This window comes from Maritimibacter sp. (assembly GCF_016774595.1).
Classification (GTDB): Bacteria; Pseudomonadota; Alphaproteobacteria; order Rhodobacterales; family Rhodobacteraceae; genus Maritimibacter; species Maritimibacter alkaliphilus.
In genome coordinates this window covers 2,102,878-2,123,639 of sequence record NZ_JACBWT010000001.1, presented here as the reverse complement: position 1 = coordinate 2,123,639, position 20,762 = coordinate 2,102,878, and the positions used below count along the sequence as shown (strand labels likewise).

Annotated in this window: 18 protein-coding genes; 7 read left to right on the top strand and 11 right to left on the bottom strand. The window is 60.1% G+C overall.

From position 1 onward, the window contains the following. The first annotated feature begins 18 nt into the window (after positions 1–18). Entirely contained in the window at positions 19–1,245 is a 1,227-nt protein-coding gene (locus HOY44_RS10690; protein ID WP_287434660.1) for an argininosuccinate synthase, read from the top strand. Between the two features lie 96 nt (positions 1,246–1,341). After that, complete coding sequence (locus tag HOY44_RS10685) at positions 1,342–1,626, top strand: SCP2 sterol-binding domain-containing protein (RefSeq protein ID WP_148912499.1); 285 nt, start codon at positions 1,342–1,344, stop codon at positions 1,624–1,626. 56 nt (positions 1,627–1,682) lie between these two features. Here the strand turns inward: HOY44_RS10685 and HOY44_RS10680 are convergent, their stop codons facing one another. The 3 genes from HOY44_RS10680 to HOY44_RS10670 all read right to left on the bottom strand — a co-directional run bounded on the left by HOY44_RS10680 (position 1,683) and on the right by HOY44_RS10670 (position 5,336). Next, complete coding sequence (locus tag HOY44_RS10680; protein WP_040884871.1) at positions 1,683–2,099, bottom strand: DUF7282 domain-containing protein; 417 nt, start codon at positions 2,097–2,099, stop codon at positions 1,683–1,685. 112 nt (positions 2,100–2,211) lie between these two features. Continuing rightward, positions 2,212–3,078 carry a ribokinase gene (locus tag HOY44_RS10675; protein WP_008332515.1) on the bottom strand — a complete coding sequence of 289 codons (867 nt, stop codon included), beginning with the start codon at positions 3,076–3,078 and terminating at the stop codon, positions 2,212–2,214. Beyond that, the gene (locus tag HOY44_RS10670; protein ID WP_287434659.1) at positions 3,078–5,336 is read right to left on the bottom strand and encodes an NADP-dependent malic enzyme; all 2,259 of its coding nucleotides are present in this window, start codon (positions 5,334–5,336) and stop codon (positions 3,078–3,080) included. The genes HOY44_RS10675 and HOY44_RS10670 overlap by 1 nt, the downstream gene beginning before the upstream one ends. A 235-nt stretch (positions 5,337–5,571) precedes the next feature. On the opposite strand from HOY44_RS10670, the gene galE reads away from it, so the two are divergent. Next, positions 5,572–6,579: a UDP-glucose 4-epimerase GalE gene (galE, locus tag HOY44_RS10665; protein WP_287434658.1), complete on the top strand. Its 1,008-nt coding sequence runs from the start codon at positions 5,572–5,574 to the stop codon at positions 6,577–6,579. A gap of 92 nt (positions 6,580–6,671) precedes the next feature. Further along, positions 6,672–9,296, top strand: a complete 2,625-nt coding sequence (mutS, locus tag HOY44_RS10660; protein WP_287434753.1) for a DNA mismatch repair protein MutS — start codon at positions 6,672–6,674, stop codon at positions 9,294–9,296. A gap of 3 nt (positions 9,297–9,299) precedes the next feature. Here mutS and HOY44_RS10655 read toward each other — a convergent pair whose 3' ends face one another. After that, complete coding sequence (locus HOY44_RS10655; protein ID WP_138422224.1) at positions 9,300–9,899, bottom strand: nucleotide exchange factor GrpE; 600 nt, start codon at positions 9,897–9,899, stop codon at positions 9,300–9,302. An 11-nt stretch (positions 9,900–9,910) separates the two neighbouring features. After that, a complete protein-coding gene (gene hrcA / locus HOY44_RS10650) occupies positions 9,911–10,975 on the bottom strand; it encodes a heat-inducible transcriptional repressor HrcA (protein ID WP_287434657.1) in 1,065 nt (354 codons plus the stop codon). Positions 10,976–11,060: 85 nt separating this feature from the next. Here hrcA and rph point away from each other — a divergent pair, with 85 nt between their 5' ends. The 3 genes from rph to hemW are packed head-to-tail and all read left to right on the top strand — an operon-like array spanning position 11,061 to position 13,532. Continuing rightward, the gene (gene rph, locus HOY44_RS10645; protein WP_040884868.1) at positions 11,061–11,774 is read left to right on the top strand and encodes a ribonuclease PH; all 714 of its coding nucleotides are present in this window, start codon (positions 11,061–11,063) and stop codon (positions 11,772–11,774) included. After that, complete coding sequence (gene rdgB / locus HOY44_RS10640) at positions 11,771–12,385, top strand: RdgB/HAM1 family non-canonical purine NTP pyrophosphatase (protein ID WP_287434656.1); 615 nt, start codon at positions 11,771–11,773, stop codon at positions 12,383–12,385. Before rph ends, rdgB begins: the two co-directional genes overlap by 4 nt. After that, positions 12,375–13,532, top strand: coding sequence for a radical SAM family heme chaperone HemW (hemW, locus tag HOY44_RS10635; RefSeq protein WP_287434655.1), 1,158 nt, complete (start codon positions 12,375–12,377; stop codon positions 13,530–13,532). Before rdgB ends, hemW begins: the two co-directional genes overlap by 11 nt. Here hemW and HOY44_RS10630 read toward each other — a convergent pair. From HOY44_RS10630 to rho, 6 genes are read right to left on the bottom strand one after another with little or no spacing between them, the layout of a single operon-like run. Next, positions 13,529–14,428: a ParB/RepB/Spo0J family partition protein gene (locus HOY44_RS10630; RefSeq protein WP_287434654.1), complete on the bottom strand. Its 900-nt coding sequence runs from the start codon at positions 14,426–14,428 to the stop codon at positions 13,529–13,531. The genes hemW and HOY44_RS10630 overlap by 4 nt on opposite strands. Positions 14,429–14,437: 9 nt before the next feature. Further along, positions 14,438–15,217 (bottom strand): ParA family protein, encoded by a 780-nt coding sequence (locus HOY44_RS10625; protein WP_138422229.1) that lies wholly within the window; start codon positions 15,215–15,217, stop codon positions 14,438–14,440. Further along, a complete protein-coding gene (gene rsmG / locus HOY44_RS10620) occupies positions 15,210–15,830 on the bottom strand; it encodes a 16S rRNA (guanine(527)-N(7))-methyltransferase RsmG (protein ID WP_138422230.1) in 621 nt (206 codons plus the stop codon). Before rsmG ends, HOY44_RS10625 begins: the two co-directional genes overlap by 8 nt. Then, positions 15,827–17,704 carry a tRNA uridine-5-carboxymethylaminomethyl(34) synthesis enzyme MnmG gene (gene mnmG, locus HOY44_RS10615; RefSeq protein ID WP_287434653.1) on the bottom strand — a complete coding sequence of 626 codons (1,878 nt, stop codon included), beginning with the start codon at positions 17,702–17,704 and terminating at the stop codon, positions 15,827–15,829. Before mnmG ends, rsmG begins: the two co-directional genes overlap by 4 nt. 8 nt (positions 17,705–17,712) lie before the next feature. Continuing rightward, entirely contained in the window at positions 17,713–18,984 is a 1,272-nt protein-coding gene (gene mnmE / locus HOY44_RS10610; RefSeq protein ID WP_287434652.1) for a tRNA uridine-5-carboxymethylaminomethyl(34) synthesis GTPase MnmE, read from the bottom strand. 26 nt (positions 18,985–19,010) lie between these two features. Beyond that, a complete protein-coding gene (rho, locus tag HOY44_RS10605; protein WP_040884862.1) occupies positions 19,011–20,279 on the bottom strand; it encodes a transcription termination factor Rho in 1,269 nt (422 codons plus the stop codon). Positions 20,280–20,762 lie beyond the last annotated feature (483 nt).

Genomic DNA, 20,762 nt, shown 5'->3' with positions numbered 1-20,762 from the left:
GTGAAAAGGAGTCCCTCGATGTCCGCGCCGAAGAAAGTCGTGCTCGCCTATTCCGGTGGTCTCGATACCTCGATCATCCTGAAATGGCTGCAAACCGAGTATGGGTGCGAGGTCGTCACCTTCACCGCCGATCTGGGACAAGGGGAAGAGCTTGAGCCTGCGCGCGAAAAGGCGATCATGCTCGGCATCAAGCCCGAGAATATCTACATCGAAGACCTTCGTGAAGAGTTCGTCCGCGACTACGTGAACCCGATGCTCCGCGCGAACACGGTGTATGAGGGGCAGTATCTGCTCGGCACCTCCATCGCGCGCCCACTGATCTCCAAGCGGCTCGTCGAAATCGCGGAAGAGACAGGGGCCGACGCGGTGGCACATGGCGCAACGGGCAAGGGCAACGATCAGGTGCGGTTCGAACTCGCCTGTTATGCGTTGAACCCGAACATCAAGGTGATCGCGCCGTGGCGGCTGTGGGATCTGACCTCGCGCACAAGGCTGCTTGAGTTCGCTGAACAGAACCAGATCCCGGTGGCCAAGGACAAACGCGGAGAGGCCCCGTTCTCGGTCGACGCGAACCTTCTGCACACCTCGTCCGAGGGCAAGGTTCTGGAAGATCCGGCGGAAATGGCGCCCGATTACGTGTTCCAGCGCACGAACAACCCCGAAGACGCGCCGGATGAGGCGCAGATCGTGGAAATCACCTTCGACAAGGGTGACGCGGTCGCCATCGACGGCAAGGCGGTCAGCCCGGCCGAAATGCTCACCCAGCTCAACGAATTGGGCAAGACACATGGCATCGGGCGGCTCGATTTCGTCGAGAACCGCTTCGTCGGTATGAAATCGCGCGGCATCTACGAAACGCCGGGCGGCACCATCCTGCTGGAAGCGCACCGGGGGATCGAACAGATCACGCTCGACAGCGGGTCCGGTCACCTCAAGGACAGCCTGATGCCGCGCTACGCCGAGCTGATCTACAACGGTTTCTGGTTCTCGCCGGAGCGCGAGATGCTGCAAGCCGCCATCGACAAGTCGCAGGAGCTTGTGTCGGGCACCGTTCGCCTGAAACTCTACAAAGGCTCGGTGTTCTGCGTGGGCCGCTGGTCGGAAAACTCGCTGTATTCCGAAGCGCATGTGACGTTCGAGGACGACGCGGGCGCTTACGACCAGAAAGACGCCGCCGGGTTCATCAACCTGAACGCCCTGCGTCTGAAACTTCTCGCAGCCCGGAAGCGGCGCTTGGCGAAGTAACCCATTTTCGGTTCAGGAATGCGGGGAGGCAACGTCAGCGTTGCCTCCCCCTTTTTTTGCGCCCATATGCGGGCGGACATGCCCGAGGATAGCACCATGAGCCTTGCTGAAATCGCCGACAGAATGAACGAAGCTCTGGCCGATCGCCCGCTGGACAATTCCATCAAGTTTGACTGTGGCGAGGATGGTGCGATCACGATCTCGGGCACCGAAGCGCGTCTCGCCGACGAGCCGGCCGACTGCACGATCCGCATTTCCGAGAAGAACCTTGTGAAGCTTCTGACGGGCAAACTGAACCCTATGGCCGCCTTCGCCATGGGCAAGATCAAGGTCTCCGGCGATATGTCCGTCGCCATGAAACTCAGCCAGCTCGTGAACTGAAAAGGGCGGCCCGATGGGCCGCCCTCGAACAGAGAACTCGTTAACAAATCGTCGCGTTACTGCGCGGTGATCGTTTTCATGACGAGGTTTTCGTCCACGCGGATCGGGCCGTCTTCCTTGGCGCCGAGCGTGTATTCGAAAACACCCGTCGACATGCCGCCCTCTTCCGAGTGGATCATCAGCATGAGCATGTCGCCCGGTGCCACGTCCTCCTGAAGGATGGCAGCGACATCGGCGTTTTCACCCATGCGCAGCGGGGCGTATCCCACGACCGGGCCGGGGGCCATGTCGCTGTCGGTGCGGTGCACAACGAGCCAGCCGTTGGCGGGCGCGTTCACCATATCGGCCGACACCACGCCATTTTCGACGGACTGGTCGGATGCTTCCACCATCGGAGCCATTTCGTGGCTGGCAGCGAAAGCGGTCGTAGCGAGGGCGGCAGCGGTAAGTCCGGTAGCAAATGCGAATTTCATGAATCGTCTCCTGTTGGTTTCAAACTGCGTCTGCCCGCAGTCCCCCGAACACACGTAGGACGATCAGAAAAGTTTCAGGTTTGCGATCACGCGGGATCACGGAAGCGTCAGATCACTCACCTCGAAGGAGTGCTTCGACCTCGTCACGGTCAGGCATCGCCTGCGCCGTTCCCGGCCGCGTCACCTGTAGTGCTGCGGCTGCGACACCGAAGCGTAGCGCCTCGGGAACCGGGCGGCCCTGATCCAGCGCCGCGACCACAGCCCCGATAAAGCAGTCCCCGGCCCCTGTCGTGTCCACCGGATCGACCGGGAAGGCGGGCTGCTCAAAAGTCTTTGCCCCGCGCCATGTCGCCCCTTTGGCCCCGTGCGTGACGATGAGGTTGGGCACCGGAAGATCGGATATGTCGCAACCCAGATGGTCGGCCAATTGCTGCGCCTCGATGTCGTTGACCACCACGAGATCGGCGAGGGGCAGCATTTCGGCCACCTTCCCGGCCTTGAACGGTGCAGCGGAATAGACCACGAAACACCCCCGCGCCTTCGCCAGACGGGCGGCGTCCGCGCCGAGCGTCGCTTCGTTCTGGAGCATGAAGTGATCGCCGGGCACCGCCTCGGCCAAGGCACCTTCGATCAGGTCGAGCGATTGTTCGTGGTTCGCGCCGGGCAGGACGACGATCAGGTTTTCGCCTTCGCCGTCGACGTAGACACAGGCGTTCCCCGTCACCGATCCGTCGGTCCCCACATACCGCACATCGACGCCGAACTCGGCAAGCATGTCGCGCCCCGATGCGTCCGGCCCGACCATGCCGATGTGAACGACCTTCGACCCCATTTTGGTGGCTGCGACCGACTGGTTCGCGCCCTTCCCCCCAAGCCCGAAATCGTAACCCGTGGCCGCCAACGTCTCACCCGGAACCGGCAGATGCGGCACCCGGTAGAAATGGTCGACGTTGATGGACCCCAGATTGAAGATCGTCATCAGCCGACCTTGCAGGCCGCGAGAACCGCCATGTTCAGAATGTCGTTCGCGGTCGATGTGGTGGAACAGATCTGGATGGGTTTCTGAACACCCGTCAGAATCGGGCCGATCACCGTGGCGCCGGCCATTTCCTGCATCAGCTTGACCGAGATCGAGGCCGAGTGCCGGGCAGGCACGACGAGGATGTTCGCCGGTCCCGACAGACGACAGAACGGATAATGGGACAGCACGTCGGCATTGAGCGCGACGTCGACCGTCATTTCCCCGTCATACTCGAAATCCACGCCCCGCGCTTCGAGGATACCCGGAGCTTCGTGCATCTTCTCGGCCCGTTCCGAAATCGGGTAGCCAAAGGTCGAGAACGACACGAAGGCGACCCGCGGCTCAAGCCCAAGGTCGCGGGCCACGGCCGCAGCGCCCTCGGCAATATTGGCGAGGTCTTCGGCCTCCGGCCATTCGTGAACCAGCGTGTCCGCGATGAGCACGATCCGGCCCTTATGAAGCAGCGCGGTGACACCGACCGCGCCATCTTGTGGCCGGGCATCGAAGACGTGGTTGATAAGTTCCAGCACATGCGCCGATTTCCGGGTTGCGCCGGTGACCAGTGCGTCACCGTGACCATGCGCCAACATCAGCGACGCGAAAACGTGCCGGTCGCGGGCGGCAAGCCGATGGATGTCTTTGCGATCATGCCCAGCGCGTTGAAGTCGTTCGTAAAGGAACGCCTTGTAGGTCGCGAGGTGATGGGTGTTGGCGGCATTGACCACTTCGAGTTCGGCGACGGCATCGGCGAGCCCTGCACCTTCGAGCTTCTCTTTCACATCGGAATCGCGCCCGACGACCAGCGCCTTACCGAAACCGTTGCGCTGATAGGCGACAGCGGCCCGCAGAACATGCGGATCATCCCCTTCCGCAAAGATCATCGTGGCCTGCGCAGCGCGCGCACGGGCATTTATCGACCGAAGGATCGAGGCCGTCGGGTCCATCCGCGCCTTAAGCTGGTTCTCATACCCGTGCATGTCGATGATCGGCCGCCGCGCCGCGCCACTGTCGGCCCCGGCTTTCGCCACGGCGGGCGGGATCGTGTAGATCAGACGGGGGTCGAAGGGCGTCGGAATGATGTAGTCGCGTCCGAAGGTCAGCTTCTTGCCATAGGCAATGGCGACTTCGTCCGGCACGTCTTCACGGGCGAGTTTGGCCAAAGCCTCGGCACAGGCGATCTTCATCTCGTCGTTGATAGCCCGCGCATGGATGTCGAGCGCACCGCGGAAGAGATAGGGAAAACCCAGGACGTTGTTGACCTGGTTCGGGTAGTCCGAGCGACCCGTGGCGACGATCACATCCTCGCGGACATCGTGCACCTCTTCCGGCGTGATCTCCGGGTCCGGGTTCGCCATGGCGAAGATCACGGCGTTTTCCGCCATGCTAGACACCATTTTCTGCGTCACGGCCCCTTTGACCGACACGCCGAGGAACACATCGGCGCCCACCATCGCCTCTTCGAGTGTGCGCAGGTCGGTCTTGACCGCATGGGCCGATTTCCATTGGTTCATGCCCTCGGTGCGACCCTGAAAGATCACGCCCTTGGTGTCGCAGACGATGCAGTTGTCTTGCTTGGCACCCATCGTCTTGAGAAGCTCGATACAGGCGATCCCCGCCGCCCCTGCCCCGTTCAACACGATGCGGCAATCGGCGATATCCTTGCCCGAGATATGGAGCGCATTGATAAGCCCGGCGGCACAGATCACCGCCGTCCCGTGCTGGTCGTCATGGAAGACGGGAATATCCATCTCTTCCTTGAGTCGCTGTTCGATGATGAAGCATTCGGGCGCCTTGATATCCTCAAGGTTGATGCCGCCGAACGTCGGCCCCATCAACCGAACCGCATTGATGATCTCGTCCGGGTCTTCGGTGTCCAATTCGATGTCGATCGAGTTCACGTCCGCGAACCTTTTGAAGAGCACCGCCTTGCCCTCCATCACGGGTTTCGACGCGAGCGCGCCAAGGTTGCCGAGGCCCAGAACAGCGGTCCCGTTCGAGACGACAGCGACGAGGTTGCCCTTGTTGGTATAGTCATAGGCGGTCTCGGGCGACGCATGGATCGCTTCGCAAGGAACAGCCACACCCGGCGAGTAGGCAAGCGACAGGTCACGCTGGGTCGTCATCGGCACTGACGGCGCGATATCGAACTTGCCCGGGCGCGGTTCGATATGGAACTGAAGCGCCTCTTCGCGCGTGATCTTGGGCTTTTGCGGCATTTTGGTCGTCCCTTCCTGTCGTCCGGGCTTCTCTAGCCGGGGCGCATTGCCGCCTCAACCGCTATCCCGTTTCTTTAATTCGCCATTCTTCGGGCTTGGCGACATTTTCGTAAATGGCGAGCGGGTTCAAGCGCAATATTCGTATGCATCCCCATGTCCCACCGAAATCGCCCTTCCGGCGTGAACTTCACCCCCGCCCATACTAGATTTGGTCCGAATCAGGCAGGGGATCACAATGGGCACAATCCTTCTTACCGGCGGTGCGGGTTACATCGGATCTCACACCTATGTGGAGCTCGTATCGGCCGGGCATGAGGTCGTGATCGTCGACAACTTCTCCAACGCACGGGCCGATGTGGTGGAACGGCTTCAATCCATCACCGATGGGCCGGTGACCTGCTATAAGGGAGACGTGCTGGACAAGGCGTTTCTTGCCGACATCTTTCGGCGCCACCAGTTCGACGCCGTCATTCACTTTGCGGCCCTCAAGGCGGTGGGCGAAAGCGTGCAAAAGCCGCTCGACTATTTCGAGGTCAATTGCACCGGGTTCTCGAACCTGCTGATGGCGATGAAGGATGCCGGGGTTTTCCGGGTCGTCTTTTCCTCGACCGCGACCGTCTATGGCGAACCCGTCTCGCTGCCCTATACCGAAGATCACAGGATCGCACCCGTGTCGCCCTATGCCCAAACCAAGGTGATCTGCGAAACCCTCTTGCGCCAATTGAAGGAATCGGACGATCGCTGGACCTATGGCGTCCTGCGCTACTTCAATCCCGCCGGCGCGCACGATTCCGCCCTTATCGGCGAAGACCCGAACGACATTCCAAACAACCTCATGCCGTATATCGCGAAAGTGGCGACAGGGGAGCTTCCGCATCTGAACGTGTTCGGAAACGACTACGACACGCCCGACGGAACCGGGGTGCGCGATTACATTCATGTCGTCGATCTGGCGCAGGGCCATGTGCAGTCCGTGAACAAACTGATGGACGAGGACGACACGCATGTCGTGAACCTCGGCACCGGCACGGGATATTCCGTGTTCGACATGCTGAAGTCGTATGAAAAAGCCTGTGGCAAGACGCTGCCGTACGAAATCGCGCCACGTCGCGCAGGCGACATCGATTGCTTTTATGCCGACCCGACCACCGCGCGCGATTACCTTGGGTTCGAGGCGAAGCGCGGTCTTGACGATATGTGCCAGACATCGTGGAACTGGGTCTCGCGCATCCGCAACAGCTAGGGGTTTCAACCCCTCGCCGTGCCCGATAGATTCCGCCAAAGCCTGTCGGTCGGGGGACCCGCGTGAACACTGCCAACGCTGCCGTAACGCCCATGATGGCGCAGTTTCTTGAGATCAAATCCGGCTATCCGGATGCTCTCCTGTTTTACCGCATGGGCGACTTCTATGAGCTTTTCTTTGACGACGCGGTCGCGGCGGCCGAGGCGCTGGATATCGCTCTCACGAAGCGCGGCAAACATCTGGGTGACGACATTCCCATGTGCGGTGTGCCCGTCCATGCCGCCGAGGGTTACCTGCTGACGCTCATCCGCAAGGGCTTTCGGGTCGCCGTTTGCGAGCAGATGGAAGATCCCGCCGAGGCCAAAAAGCGCGGCTCCAAGTCCGTCGTGAAACGCGATGTGGTGCGTCTGGTCACGCCCGGAACGCTGACGGAGGATTCTCTGCTCGACGCCCGGCGTCACAATTTCCTTGCCGCATTCGCCGAGGTTCGGGACGAGGGTGCGCTGGCGTGGGTCGACATATCGACAGGCGCGTTTCGGATCATGCAATGTCCCCGCTCCCGCCTTGGCCCTGAACTCGCGCGCATCGCACCGCGCGAAGTCGTCGTCAGCGAGTCATCTGAAGCCGAATTGGCCGAGTTAGTCACTGATCTGGGTGCGGCGATCACACCGCTGGGTCGGGCGGCGTTCGACAGCACGGGCGCCGAGAAGCGCCTTTGCGATCTGTTTTCCGTGTCGGCGCTGGACGCTTTCGGCACCTTTTCGCGGGCGGATCTGGGGGCATTGGGTGCGATCGTCGATTACCTCGATATCACCCAAAAGGGCAAACTCCCGCTTCTGCGTCCGCCTGTCGTTGAAATCAGCCAGACCGCGATGCAGATCGATGCCGCGACGCGACGAAATCTTGAATTGACCCATGCCCTTGCGGGCGGGCGCGACGGATCGTTGCTTTCGACAATCGACAAGACGGTGACGGCTGGTGGCGGACGCTTGCTCGAACGACGACTTTCCAGCCCGTCAAGAACCCTCGATACGATTGAGAGCCGTCTTGAGGCGGTTGGTTTTCTGGTGGACGAGAGCCTTTTTCGGGCCGATCTGCGCGACGCGCTGCGCAAGGTGCCGGATATCGATCGCGCCGTCTCCCGGCTTGCCCTCGACCGTGGCGGTCCGCGCGACCTGACCGGCATTCGTGACGGCCTTGGCGCAGCGGCCGAGATCGCCGCGCAGCTTTCTTCGGTCGAACCACCAAAGCTGATGCGCGAAGCCGGGATGTCATTGACCGGACACGATGTACTCGTGGGGCTGCTGGAGCGTGCTCTCGTGGCCGATCCGCCCCTGCTGGTTCGCGACGGGGGGTTCATTGCCACAGGCTATGACGCGGAACTGGACGAAGCGCGGACCCTTCGCGACGAAGGGCGCGGTGTCATCGCTGGAATGCAGGCGAAATACGCCGAGATGGCTGGGGTTTCGTCGCTCAAGATCAAACACAACAATGTCCTTGGGTATTTCATCGAAACCACCGCGACCCACGCGGAAAAGATGCTGTCGGCGCCGCTGTCCGAGACGTTCATTCACCGTCAGACGACCGCGAATGCCGTTCGCTTCACGACCGTCGATCTGTCGGAACTCGAGACCAAGATTCTGAATGCCGGAAACCGAGCGTTGGAGATCGAAAAGCGTCTCTATGACAGCCTGAAAGCCGAAGTCCTCTCCAACGCAGCGGCGCTTGGTGACGCGGCGCGAAGTCTTGCCGAGCTCGACGTTTCAGCGGCGCTGGCTGAACTTGCGGCCAGCGAAGACTGGTGTCAGCCCATTGTCGAGAATTCGCGCGCGTTCGAGGTTTTGGGCGGTCGGCATCCGGTCGTCGAACGGGCGCTTCGGGCGCAGGGCGGCGATCCGTTCATCGCCAACGATTGCCGCTTGGCTGACGGGTCGGATGGGGCCGACATCTGGCTTTTGACCGGGCCGAACATGGCGGGTAAGTCCACATTCCTGCGCCAGAACGCCCTGATCGCGCTTCTCGCTCAAGCCGGGAGTTTCGTCCCTGCGACATCGGCGCGGATCGGCATTGTCAGCCAATTGTTCTCGCGCGTTGGCGCCGCCGACGATCTGGCACGCGGTCGGTCGACCTTCATGGTCGAAATGGTAGAGACGGCAGCGATCCTCAATCAAGCCGACGACCATGCGCTTGTGATCCTTGATGAGATCGGACGCGGAACCGCGACTTACGACGGCTTGTCCATCGCTTGGGCAACGCTCGAGCATCTGCACGAAACCAACCGATGCCGCGCCCTGTTCGCGACGCATTATCACGAGTTGACCCAACTGGCCGGAAAGCTGGACGGTGTCGACAACGCGACCATCGCCGTCAAGGAATGGGACGGCGAGGTGATTTTCCTGCACGAGGTCATCAAGGGGGCGGCCGACCGTTCATACGGTGTGCAGGTGGCGAAGCTGGCCGGACTTCCATCGAGTGTGATCGACCGCGCCCGGATCGTGTTGGATGCGCTTGAGAAAGGCGAACGCGAAGGCGGCGCAGCACAGAAGGCCTTGATCGACGATCTTCCGCTGTTCTCGGCCGTTCCCGTGCAGTCCGCCCCGGTGAAAACGGCTCCTTCTGTTCTAAAAGAAAAGCTCGCCGGGATTCATCCCGACGAGCTGACGCCCCGTGAGGCGCTGGATCTGATTTACGAGTTGAAGTCGCTCGAGAACGATTAGGCGTCAGCCCGGATTGGACGACACGCCCACTTGCGCCGCGCGAAGCAGACGGTCGTGCAGCATGAAACCTTCGGCCATCACCTGAATGATTTCGCCCTTGTTCGTGCCGGGCACGGGCGCCTCGAACATGGCTTCGTGCTCGATCGGGTCAAACTTGTCGCCCACTTCGGGCGCAAGAATGCGGATGCCGTGTTTGGAGAAGATGTTCAGCAACTCCCGCATGGTGAGTTCCAGACCTTCGGTCAGGCCCGATGCTTTTTCGCGCAGATCGTCGTCAATCGCTTCCATCGCGCGTTTCATGTTGTCGTAGACCGGCAGCATGTCACGGGCGAGTTTCGATCCGCCGTAGTTCTCGGCCTCGCGCCGATCCCGGTCGGACCGTTTGCGCGCATTCTCGGCATCCGCCAAGGCCCGCATGAATTTGTCTTTGAGCTGATCGCGCTCGATGCGAAGCGCCTCGACCTCGTCTACCTCTTCGAGCGGATCGGTTTCCGGTGCCACGTCTTCGTCTTCCGGCAGATCGGACTTGCCCTGATCCGCCATGATTTCTTCGATTGCAGCCTCGATATCCTCGAGCGGCTCTTTCTTCTTCGGGTCGGCCATTCTTTCCCTCATTACCCCCGGTCGGAGATCAGTTTCCCGACCAGCTGCGCAGTGTAATCCACGATCGGCACGATCCGCCCATAGTTGAGCCGGGTGGGTCCGATGACCCCAACCGCACCGACGATCTTTCGGTCAGCGTTCATATATGGAGAAACCACCAGAGAGGAACCGGAAAGTGAGAAAAGTTTGTTCTCAGAGCCAATAAAAATCCTCACACCTTCGCCATCTTCCGCCAGTTCGAGGAACTCGGCGATGTCTTGCTTACGTTCGAGGTCATCGAAGAGGCTCTTGATCCGGTGAAGCTCGGCCTCGTCCGCTGGATCGGTAATCAGATTCGCCCGCCCCTGCACGATCAGGCGATCGGTTCCCGCACCATCCTTGTTCCAAACCGCAAGCCCGCTTTCGACCATGGCGCGGGCGACCTCGTCGACTTCGCGCCGTCGTTTTTCGACCTCCCGCAAGATCACCTCCCGCAGTTCGGACAACGTCCGCCCTTCGGCCAGCGAGTTGAGGAAATTCGCAGCCTCCCGCATCGAGCTGGGCGTGTGACCTTTCGGCGGGGTGAACAGCCGGTTTTCGACCTGACCATCTGCAAAGACCAGAACGGTGAGCGCCCGGTCCACACCAAGGCTTACGAATTCGATATGCTTGATCGGCGCTTCGGACTTCGGCGTCAGCACAAGGCTCGCGCCGGACGTGATGCCCGACAGCGCCTTGCCGACCGAGCTCATCAGCGCCGGAACATCGGCGGAGTTCGAGCCGAGCGTTTCCTGAATTTTGTCGCGATCCCCATCGGTCAGATCACCGACTTCCAAAAACCCGTCTACGAACATACGCAGGCCAAGCTCGGTCGGGATGCGACCGGCTGAGACGTGAGGGGAATTCAACAGCCCGAGGTATTCAAGATCCTGCATGACGTTTCTGATCGTCGCCGCCGAGACCTTTTCCGACAAGGTGCGCGTCAGGGTGCGCGAGCCGACCGGATCACCGCTTTCAAGGTATGCCTCGACGAGCCGCCGAAACACCTCACGCGATCGGTCGTTCAGTTCGTCCAGTCTGGGTGACCCGTCGGTCATGCCATTGTCTCCATCGGGCGGCCGCCCTTGCTTTTTTCATGGCGGCGTGACACCCACGCCGCAGAAAAATCAGGAAGGATACGCCATGCGCCCATCTGGCAGGAATGTAGATGAACTGCGCCCGATTTCAATTGAAACGGGCGTCACGAAACATGCCGAAGGGTCCTGCCTCATCAAGGTCGGCGATACGCATGTGCTGTGCACCGCATCGTTGGAAGAGCGTGTGCCGCCCTGGCTTCGCAACACCGGTATGGGGTGGGTCACCGCCGAATACGGAATGCTGCCGCGGTCCACATCTTCGCGTATGAGGCGCGAGGCGACCGCAGGCAAGCAAGGCGGGAGAACCGTTGAAATTCAACGGCTTATCGGTCGTTCGCTGCGCGCGGGTGTCGATCGGCAGGCGCTTGGCGAACGTCAGATCACGGTCGATTGCGACGTCATTCAGGCCGACGGGGGCACGCGTTGCGCCTCGATCACCGGCGGATGGGTTGCCCTGCGTCTTGCGGTTCAGAAACTGATGAAGGCTGGCGACATCGTGTCGGACCCCCTGATCGATCCGGTCGCCGCCGTCTCTTGCGGCATTTATGCCGGTCAGCCCGTCCTCGACCTCGACTATCCCGAGGACAGCGAAGCCGGTGTCGACGGGAACTTCGTCATGACGGGAACCGGACGATTGATCGAGGTGCAGATGTCGGCCGAAGGTTCCACCTTCTCCCGCGCTCAGATGGATGACCTTATGGGTCTTGCCGAAAAGGGCGTTGCAGAGCTGGTGGCCGCACAAAAGGCCGCCGTGGCATGACCCGCGCGTTCACCGGCGACCGTTTGGTCATCGCCTCGCACAACAAAGGCAAGCTGCGCGAAATCGCCGCCTTGGTTGAACCGTTTGGCGTGACCTGTTCCTCGGCATCGGAATTCGGGCTCGAAGAACCGGATGAAACCGAGGACACGTTCGCCGGGAACGCCCGGATCAAGGCCCACTTCGCGGCGAAGGAAACCGGATTGCCCGCATTGTCGGATGACAGCGGGATCATGGTCGATGCGCTCGACGGTGCCCCGGGTGTCTATACGGCGGACTGGGCCGAGACACCGGAAGGTCGCGATTTTCCCATGGCCATGAAAAAGACGTGGGATCTTCTCGACGAACGAGGCGCAGCCGAACCGCGCACGGCGTCTTTCAATTGCACCCTGTGCCTCGCCTGGCCGGATGGACATGACGAGATTTTCGAGGGCCGCGTGTCCGGTCGTCTGACATGGCCGATGCGCGGCGATCAGGGTTTCGGGTACGACCCGATCTTCATCCCGGACGGTTTCGACATCACATTTGGTGAGATGGGCCCGAAACAGAAGCACGAGATGAGCCATAGGGCCGTCGCATTCGCCAAACTGGTCGAGGGCTGCTTTGACCGATAACTGGAGAGAGGGCGGTTTCGGCCTCTACATCCATTGGCCTTTCTGCGCGGCCAAGTGCCCCTACTGCGACTTCAACAGCCATGTGTCCTCACAAATCGACATGGCCGACTGGCAGGCCGCCTATCTTGCCGAGTTGGAGCGTTATGCACGCGAAACCCCGAATCGTGTCCTGAGCTCGGTTTACTTCGGCGGCGGGACCCCTTCCCTGATGGACCCCGCCGTCGTCGGTGCGGTGCTGGATGCTGTCGCGGGGCACTGGACGCCCGCGAACGACATTGAAATCACGCTCGAAGCGAATCCAAGCTCGGTGGAAGCCGAACGTTTCGCTGGCTATGCAGCGGCGGGCGTGAACCGGGTTTCAATGGGGTTTCAGGCCCTGAATGACCGGGATCTGAAGGCGCTCGGCAGGCTCCATGACGTTGAAACGGCCTTGGCTGCTTTGGACGTCGCGCGTTCGACGTTCGACAGGATCAATTTCGACCTCATTTACGGACGTCAGGATCAGTCGCTCGAAGACTGGACTGCGGAGCTTGAGCGGGCGGTCAGCTTCGAGCCGGATCACCTGTCGCTCTATCAGCTCACCATCGAGGACGGCACCGCATTCGGAGATCGGTTCGCGCGTGGAAAGCTGCGGGGCCTGCCCGACGAAGATTTGTCGGCCGATATGTATTTTGCCACGCAAGACATTTGCGACGTTGCCGGACTGTGGGCTTATGAAGTCTCTAATCACGCCAAACCCGGCCAAGAATCCCGGCATAACCTGATCTACTGGTCCGCTGGTGATTACATCGGCATCGGCCCGGGCGCACATGGGCGCCTGAGCCTTGGGGGTCAACGCTGGGCCACCTGGACTGAGTTGTCGCCTTCGAAGTGGCTGGATCAAGCGCTAAAGCACAACGGCGAGGCCGGCCGCGAAGCTTTGAGTCGCGCTGACCAAGCCGGTGAATACCTTATGATGGGTCTGCGCACCACGCGAGGACTAGATCTAGACCGATACGAGGCTATTTCTGGTGTGCCATTAGATGAAACGGTTCTTCAGGACTTCGTCCGAGATGGCTATTTGAGCCTGAAAAACCGCTACCTCGCCCCGACACGATCTGGCCGCGCCGTCCTGAACGCGGTCATACGCGAGCTTTTGCCAAGCTAGACGTCACCGCCGAGCATGCGGCACAGATCGTCGAATTGATCGAGCGTCGCGTACCGGATCGTCACAGTCCCCTGATCGTCGCCATCCTTATGGTCGATCGAAACCTTCATGCCCGATGCAGCGGAAAGCGATTTTTCAAGCGCCACCGTGTCCGCGTCCTTTTGGGCCTTCTGGGCAGGCGTAGACTGCTTCTTCGGTGATGTGGGAGATTTCGCCAGACGTTCGATATCGCGAACGGAAAGCCCCTCTTTCACAGCACGACGCGCAAGCTCTACCGGATTTTCCGCTGTGATAATCGCCCGCGCGGCGCCCGCAGACAGGCGTCCATCCACGACCATCTCGAGCACTTCTTCCGGCAGATTCAGCAGACGCATCATATTGGCGATGTGCGACCGCGATTTCCCGAGGGCCTCCGCCAGCTTTTCCTGCGTATGCCCGAACTTCTCCATCAGATCGCGATAGCCTGCGGCCTCTTCAATTGGATTGAGGTCCGCGCGTTGGATATTCTCGATAATCGCGACTTCCAGCGCTTCGGTATCGTTGTAGCCACGGATAATCGCGGGAATTTCATGCAACTGGGCGACCTGAGCCGCACGCCACCGGCGTTCGCCGGCGACGATCTCATACGCGCCCTCTTTCGTGGGGTGCGGCCTGACGATCAGAGGCTGGATGATCCCCTTCTCACGGATCGAGTTGGCCAGATCCTCCAACCCTTCGGGCGTGAACCTGCGCCTCGGTTGGTCTGGGTTGGCTTCCACGTTCTCAATTGGAATCAACATATCGGGCTTTCTTTGCCCTTCGGACCCAACATGTGCCACTTCGGCATCCGGCTGAACATCGGCCATGAGTGCGGAAAGCCCGCGCCCCAATCCGCGGTTCGGTTTCTTCGTTGCCATGTCTGCCTCCTACCCGGCCTTCGCCATCAGTTCTTGTGCCAATGAAATATACGCCTGACTGCCCTTGGAACTCGGATCGTAGGAAATCACCGGCATGGCGAAAGACGGCGCCTCCGAAACCCTGACATTTCTTGGAACCACGGTCTTGAAGACCAATTCTCCAAGGGTGTCCCGCGCATCCGCCTCTACTTGCTGCGCAAGGTTGTTGCGCATGTCGTGCATCGTCAGCACGACGCCTTCGATCCTCAGTTTCGGGTTCGCCGCCTCGCGCACCTCGCGGATCGTCAGCATAAGCTGACTCAAGCCTTCAAGTGCGAAAAACTCGGATTGCAGCGGGATAAGGACGGAATGAGCAGCGACGAGCGCGTTCACGGTGAGCAGGTTCAGAGAGGGCGGACAATCGATCAGGATGTAGTCCAACCCCAACCTCTCGGCGGTCGGTGCACGCAGGGAATCATGCAGCAGATGCGACCGTTTCTCATTCGCGACCAACTCGATATCCGCCGAAGACAGATCCGTCGTCGCCGGAGCAATCCAGAGGTTGTCGATCTCGGTTTGGAGAACGACGGACTCGAGCGGCGACTCCTCCAACAACAGATCATATGTCGTGCTTTCACGGTCCTGCGGCTCGATACCAAGCCCGGTCGATGCGTTACCCTGCGGGTCGAGATCGACGATGAGGACCTTGTTCCCCTTCATCGCCAGAGCTGCGCCCAAGTTTATCGCGGTCGTGGTTTTTCCGACGCCGCCTTTCTGGTTGGTCACCGCTATGATCTTGGCGTCAGGCACGTTCGATATCTCCGATCTTCAGGACGACCGCGTCCGGATTGGTCTTGCTGGGGTATGTATCGACTTGGAAACGCCAGTTTACAAGAGCGGTTTCAAGCTCTTCCCTGTATCCCGCACCTTTCAGAAACAGCGCCAAACCTCCGGGTTTCAGATGCCGCAGCGCATAAGCGAGAAGGTCGTCCAACGGCGCCAGCGCACGTGCGGAAATCACGTCTGCACCCGCCGGACCGACCTTCTCGACTCTCTCGGACAGCACTTCAACCGACACGCCGCATTCTCGGGCCACGGTCCTAAGAAACGTCGCTTTCCTCTGGTCGCTCTCGATGCATCGAACTCGCAGGTCCGGCTGCGCCTCGGCGGCTATGATGGCGACAACGATTCCAGGAAAGCCTCCGCCGGTGCCGACATCGAGCCAAAGGCCGGATCGGCCTTCGGCAAGCGACAGGAGTTGCGCGGAATCCAGCAAATGCCGGCTCCACAAATCCTTCAGCGTCGACGCGCTGACCAGGTTTATATGGCGATTCCATTTTGTCAGAAGCTCTGCAAAGGTATCGAGCCGCCGCTCTGTTTCACGTGAAACACTCACCGCCTCCAGAAAGGCAGTTTTGTTCACGCGGATTTCCTTCGCGCGGACTGCCGGACTTTCGCCAAAATTAGCGCGAGCGCAGCAGGCGTCATACCTTCGATCCGACCTGCATGAGCTAGGGTTTCCGGCTTAACTTTGGAAAGCTTCTGCTTCAACTCGCCCGTCAGCCCGTCAAGGCCGACATAGTCGAAATCGCTCGGAATGACTTGGTGCTCATCGCGGCGGAGCGCCTCCACTTCCCGCGCCTGCCTCTCGATATACCGCGCATACAATGCATCTTTCGAAACTTGCGAACGCGTGTCGGGATCGACGGACGAAAAAACGTCATCCATCTTCACCAGCGATGCGAATGTGATCCCCGGGATCGACAGCAGATCGAACCCAGTCCGGCGTGTCCCGTCTTCGCTCACCGAACCACCGGCTGCGTTGACTTCCTGCGGCTTGAACGAGCGGCCTTTCAACAGGGTCTTCGCCGCGTCGAGCTTTTCCATCTTCTCGGAAAAACGCCTTTTCCGTTCAGCGGATGCAGCTCCCAGGTCGATGGCCAAAGGCGTCAATCTCTGGTCGGCGTTATCGGCCCGAAGTGCGAGTCTGAATTCAGCCCGCGATGTGAACATACGATACGGCTCGGTCACACCACGTGTCACGAGATCATCGATCATCACCCCGATGTAAGAGGACGACCGCGAAAAAATGACCTCGTCATACCCGAGCGCAGCGCGAGCAGCGTTGAAGCCTGCAACAATGCCTTGTGCCGCAGCTTCCTCGTAGCCCGTTGTGCCGTTGATCTGACCCGCAAGATACAGGCCCGAGACATTCTTGAGCTCCAAGGTCAGGCGCAAGGCGCGCGGGTCGACATAATCGTATTCAATCGCATATCCTGGCTGCAAAATTCGCGCGTTCTCCAGACCGGAAATCGAAGCGACGTAAGCTTGCTGAACATCTTCAGGCAGAGACGTCGAAATGCCGTTCGGATAGACTGTATGATCGTCCAATCCTTCCGGTTCCAGAAAGATCTGATGCGACGGCTTGTCTGAAAATCGCACGACCTTGTCCTCGATGGACGGGCAATATCTTGGGCCGACGCCGTCGATGTGCCCCCCATACATTGCCGACCGTTCAAGGTTCCGCGAAATGATCTCATGCGTTCTTTCGTTCGTGTGCGTGATGCCGCACGAGATCTGACGTGCCGTCGGTTTGGTGTTCAGAAAAGAAAAAACCTCGGGGTTCTCGTCGCCAGGCTGAGTTTCCAACTTACCCCAATCGATGGTGCGGCCATCCAAACGCGGCGGCGTTCCGGTCTTGAGCCGACCAAACGGCAAGCCGAGGGACTCGATTTGCTCGGCCAGCCTGACGGACGGGCGATCGCCCATGCGACCACCTTCCCAACGGACATCGCCGATATGGATTACCCCGCGCAGGAAGGTGCCGGTCGTGAGGACCACCGCGCGCGCTGAAATCTCGGAGCCATCAGCAAGGATCAAGCCGGTGACCTTATCGCCCGACATTGCAAGCGACGCGACTTCTCCTTCAACGACCGTCAGACGATTTTGCTCCGAAACCAGTTTCGAGACCGCCGCGCGGTAGAGCTTTCGATCCGCCTGCGCACGCGGACCCTGAACAGCTGGGCCTTTTGAACGGTTCAACCGGCGAAACTGGATACCCGCCAAATCCGCCGCGCGCCCCATGATGCCGTCGAGGGCGTCGATTTCACGAACTAGATGGCCCTTCCCCAGCCCACCGATTGCCGGATTGCAGGACATGACGCCCAGATCCGACGCCCGCAAGGTGACCAAAGCCGTTCGCGCACCGATCCGTGCCGAAGCGACCGCAGCCTCGGCACCAGCGTGGCCTCCGCCAACGATCACGACATCGAAATCAGAATGTTCCACGTGAAACATGCCTCTCTCTACTTCCCCAGACAAAAACTCGCGAATATCTCGTCAAGCACCACTTCCACGTCCACACGACCCATCAGGGCATCGAGAGCACGGATTGCGGACCAGAGTTCTTCAGCGGCGAGTTCGGAACGTTCGGAGCCGCTCTGTACCTCGATTCGAGCATTTTCCAAAGCCACTTGCGCAGTACTCAGCGCCACGCGGTGCCGCTCCCGGATCGCTGTACCCGCGTGGCTCGCCCGTTCGCTTAGAACCGATGTGATCTGCTCCACCAGAAAATCCAAGCCTTCGCCGGTCTTACCCGAAATGCCCGTACCCGTGAGGTCCGATTTCCCTTGAACGACGATATCGCCATCCATCGGGTCCATCGGCAGAACCTCGCCTGACAACAGGAAAATCCGCAGGTCTGCCTCCGCAGCACGTGCCTTCGCCCGCTCTATTCCCAACCGCTCGATGACATCTTCCGATTCGCGCAATCCCGCTGTGTCGAGGATCGTCACGGGAAGCCCGGCAAGGTCCATCCGAACCTCGAGCACGTCCCGCGTCGTTCCCGCAACTTCGGACGTAATCGCGGCGTCCCGGCCGGCGAGCGCATTCAGCAGAGTGGATTTTCCAGCATTCGGCGCCCCCACGATCGCAACCTCGAACCCATCGCGAATGCGCTCCGAAATGCGCGCGCTGGCCGTTTCAGACCGGACATCGTCCAGCGTTCTATCAATGAGGTCCAGAACTTCCGGCGAGACATCGACCGGAACCTCTTCATCAGCGAAATCAATCGTCGCTTCCAGCAACGCCGTCGCCCGCACGAGGTCCTTACGCCAATGGGATGTCTTGTCGCCGAGCGCACCGGAAAGCACGCGCAGCGCCTGCTTTCTTTGGGCTTCCGTTTCGCTGTCGATGAGGTCGGCAAGCCCTTCCACCTGGGCAAGGTCCAGACGCTCATTCTCCATCGCGCGGCGCGTGAACTCGCCCGGCTCCGCCATCCTCAGACCCCGCAATGAAGACAATGTCGACAGCACACTCGCCACAACGGCGGTCGATCCGTGCAAATGAAACTCCACCACAGGTTCCCCTGTAAAGCTCGCACCCTCCGAGAACGTCAGAACCAAGGCTTCGTCGATTGGATCATTTCCGTTGCGCAGCGTGCGCAGACCAGTTGTCCGCACCGGCGGCAATGCACCGGCCAACGCCTTGCCGGCCGAAAACGCGTCCGGGCCGGACACCCGGATGACGGCAACGCCTGCCTTGCCCCGTGCCGAGGCGAGCGCAAAGATCGTATCCATGGTCAACCTGTTGAATTAAAACAGGATTATGCGTTCATCGAGTCGAAGAACTCGTCGTTCGTCTTGGTTTGTTTGAGCTTCGAGATCAGGAACTCGATCGCATCCGTCGTGCCCATCGGGTTCAGGATACGACGCAGCACATAGGTTTTCTGAAGATCCTTCGAATCTACCAGAAGCTCTTCTTTCCGCGTCCCGGACTTGAGGATGTCGATCGCCGGGAAGATCCGCTTGTCCGACACCTTGCGATCCAGCACCAATTCCGAGTTACCCGTGCCTTTGAACTCTTCGAAGATGACTTCATCCATGCGGCTGCCGGTGTCGATCAGGGCCGTCGCGATGATGGTCAGCGAACCGCCCTCTTCGATGTTACGCGCAGCACCGAAGAACCGCTTCGGGCGCTGCAAGGCGTTGGCATCCACACCACCCGTCAGGACCTTGCCGGAGGACGGCACCGTCGTGTTGAACGCACGGCCCAGACGCGTGATCGAGTCGAGCAGGATGACGACGTCCCGCTTGTGCTCCACCAGACGCTTCGCCTTTTCGATCACCATTTCCGACACGGCGACGTGGCGCGACGCGGGTTCATCGAAGGTCGAGGCAACGACTTCGCCGTTCACCGACCGCTTCATGTCCGTCACTTCCTCGGGCCGTTCGTCGATCAGCAGGACGATCAGATAGACCTCGGGATGGTTGACCGAGATCGAATGCGCGATGTTCTGCATCAGCACCGTCTTACCAGTGCGCGGCGGTGCCACGATCAACGAACGCTGGCCCTTCCCGATCGGAGCAACCAGATCGATGATACGCGCCGAACGATCCTTGATCGTCGGATCGTCGATTTCCATCTTCAGACGCTCATCCGGGTGCAGGGGCGTCAGGTTGTCGAAGGCCACCTTGTGCCGCGCCGTTTCCGGATCGGTGAAGTTGATCTTCTCGACCTGGGTGATCGCAAAATAGTTCTCGTTCTCGCCCGGTGCCGCAATGACGCCTTCGACCGTGTCACCGGTGCGCAACGAATGCTTTCGGATCATGTCCGGCGACATGTAGATATCGTCGGGGCCGGGCAGATAGTTCGCTTCGGGCGAGCGCAGGAAGCCAAAGCCGTCCTGAAGCACTTCGAGCACGCCATCGCCCCCGATCTCCCAGCCGTCTTCGGCACGCGCCTGAAGGATCTGGAACATCATTTCGCCCTTCCGCATGGTCGAGGCGTTCTCGATCTCGAGCTCTTCGGCCATCGCCAAAAGGTCTTTCGGGCTCTGCGCCTTGAGGTCGGACAGGTTCAAGCGTTCAGTCATGGGAAATCACCGATAGGACGAGCGATTGGCTCAGTCAGCGTTGTAGAGTGGGAAACACGGACCGGACGGCCCTTTGGACGCGGGATATAGGGAACCGGACCTTTCAAGTCAATCTTGGCGTTCTTTGCAAATCTCGCCGGCATGTCCGCCCTCCCTTAATAAAGAAAAGAAAGAAAAAGGGTTGTATTGATTTGTAGACCCTGTGGGTATTGGGGATTAACGACTTGTCCGCAGCGTTTTCGTCACAAATGAACGAGGTTGGATAAGACCGTCGGAACCCGGCCGGAATCCAGTTTATGATTTCGGAAACAGGCACTTACGTGATACCCAGCCTGTGAACAAATTCGTGGACCGTTCTGTGCGTGGACCCGGAACTCACAACATGGGCGAACCCGGTTGTCCCGTGTTGGCGCGGCAAGGAACGGAATGTCGGAAACCCGCCGATAAGACGGAACGCCGGAATTGCACCGTTCCACGCACAAT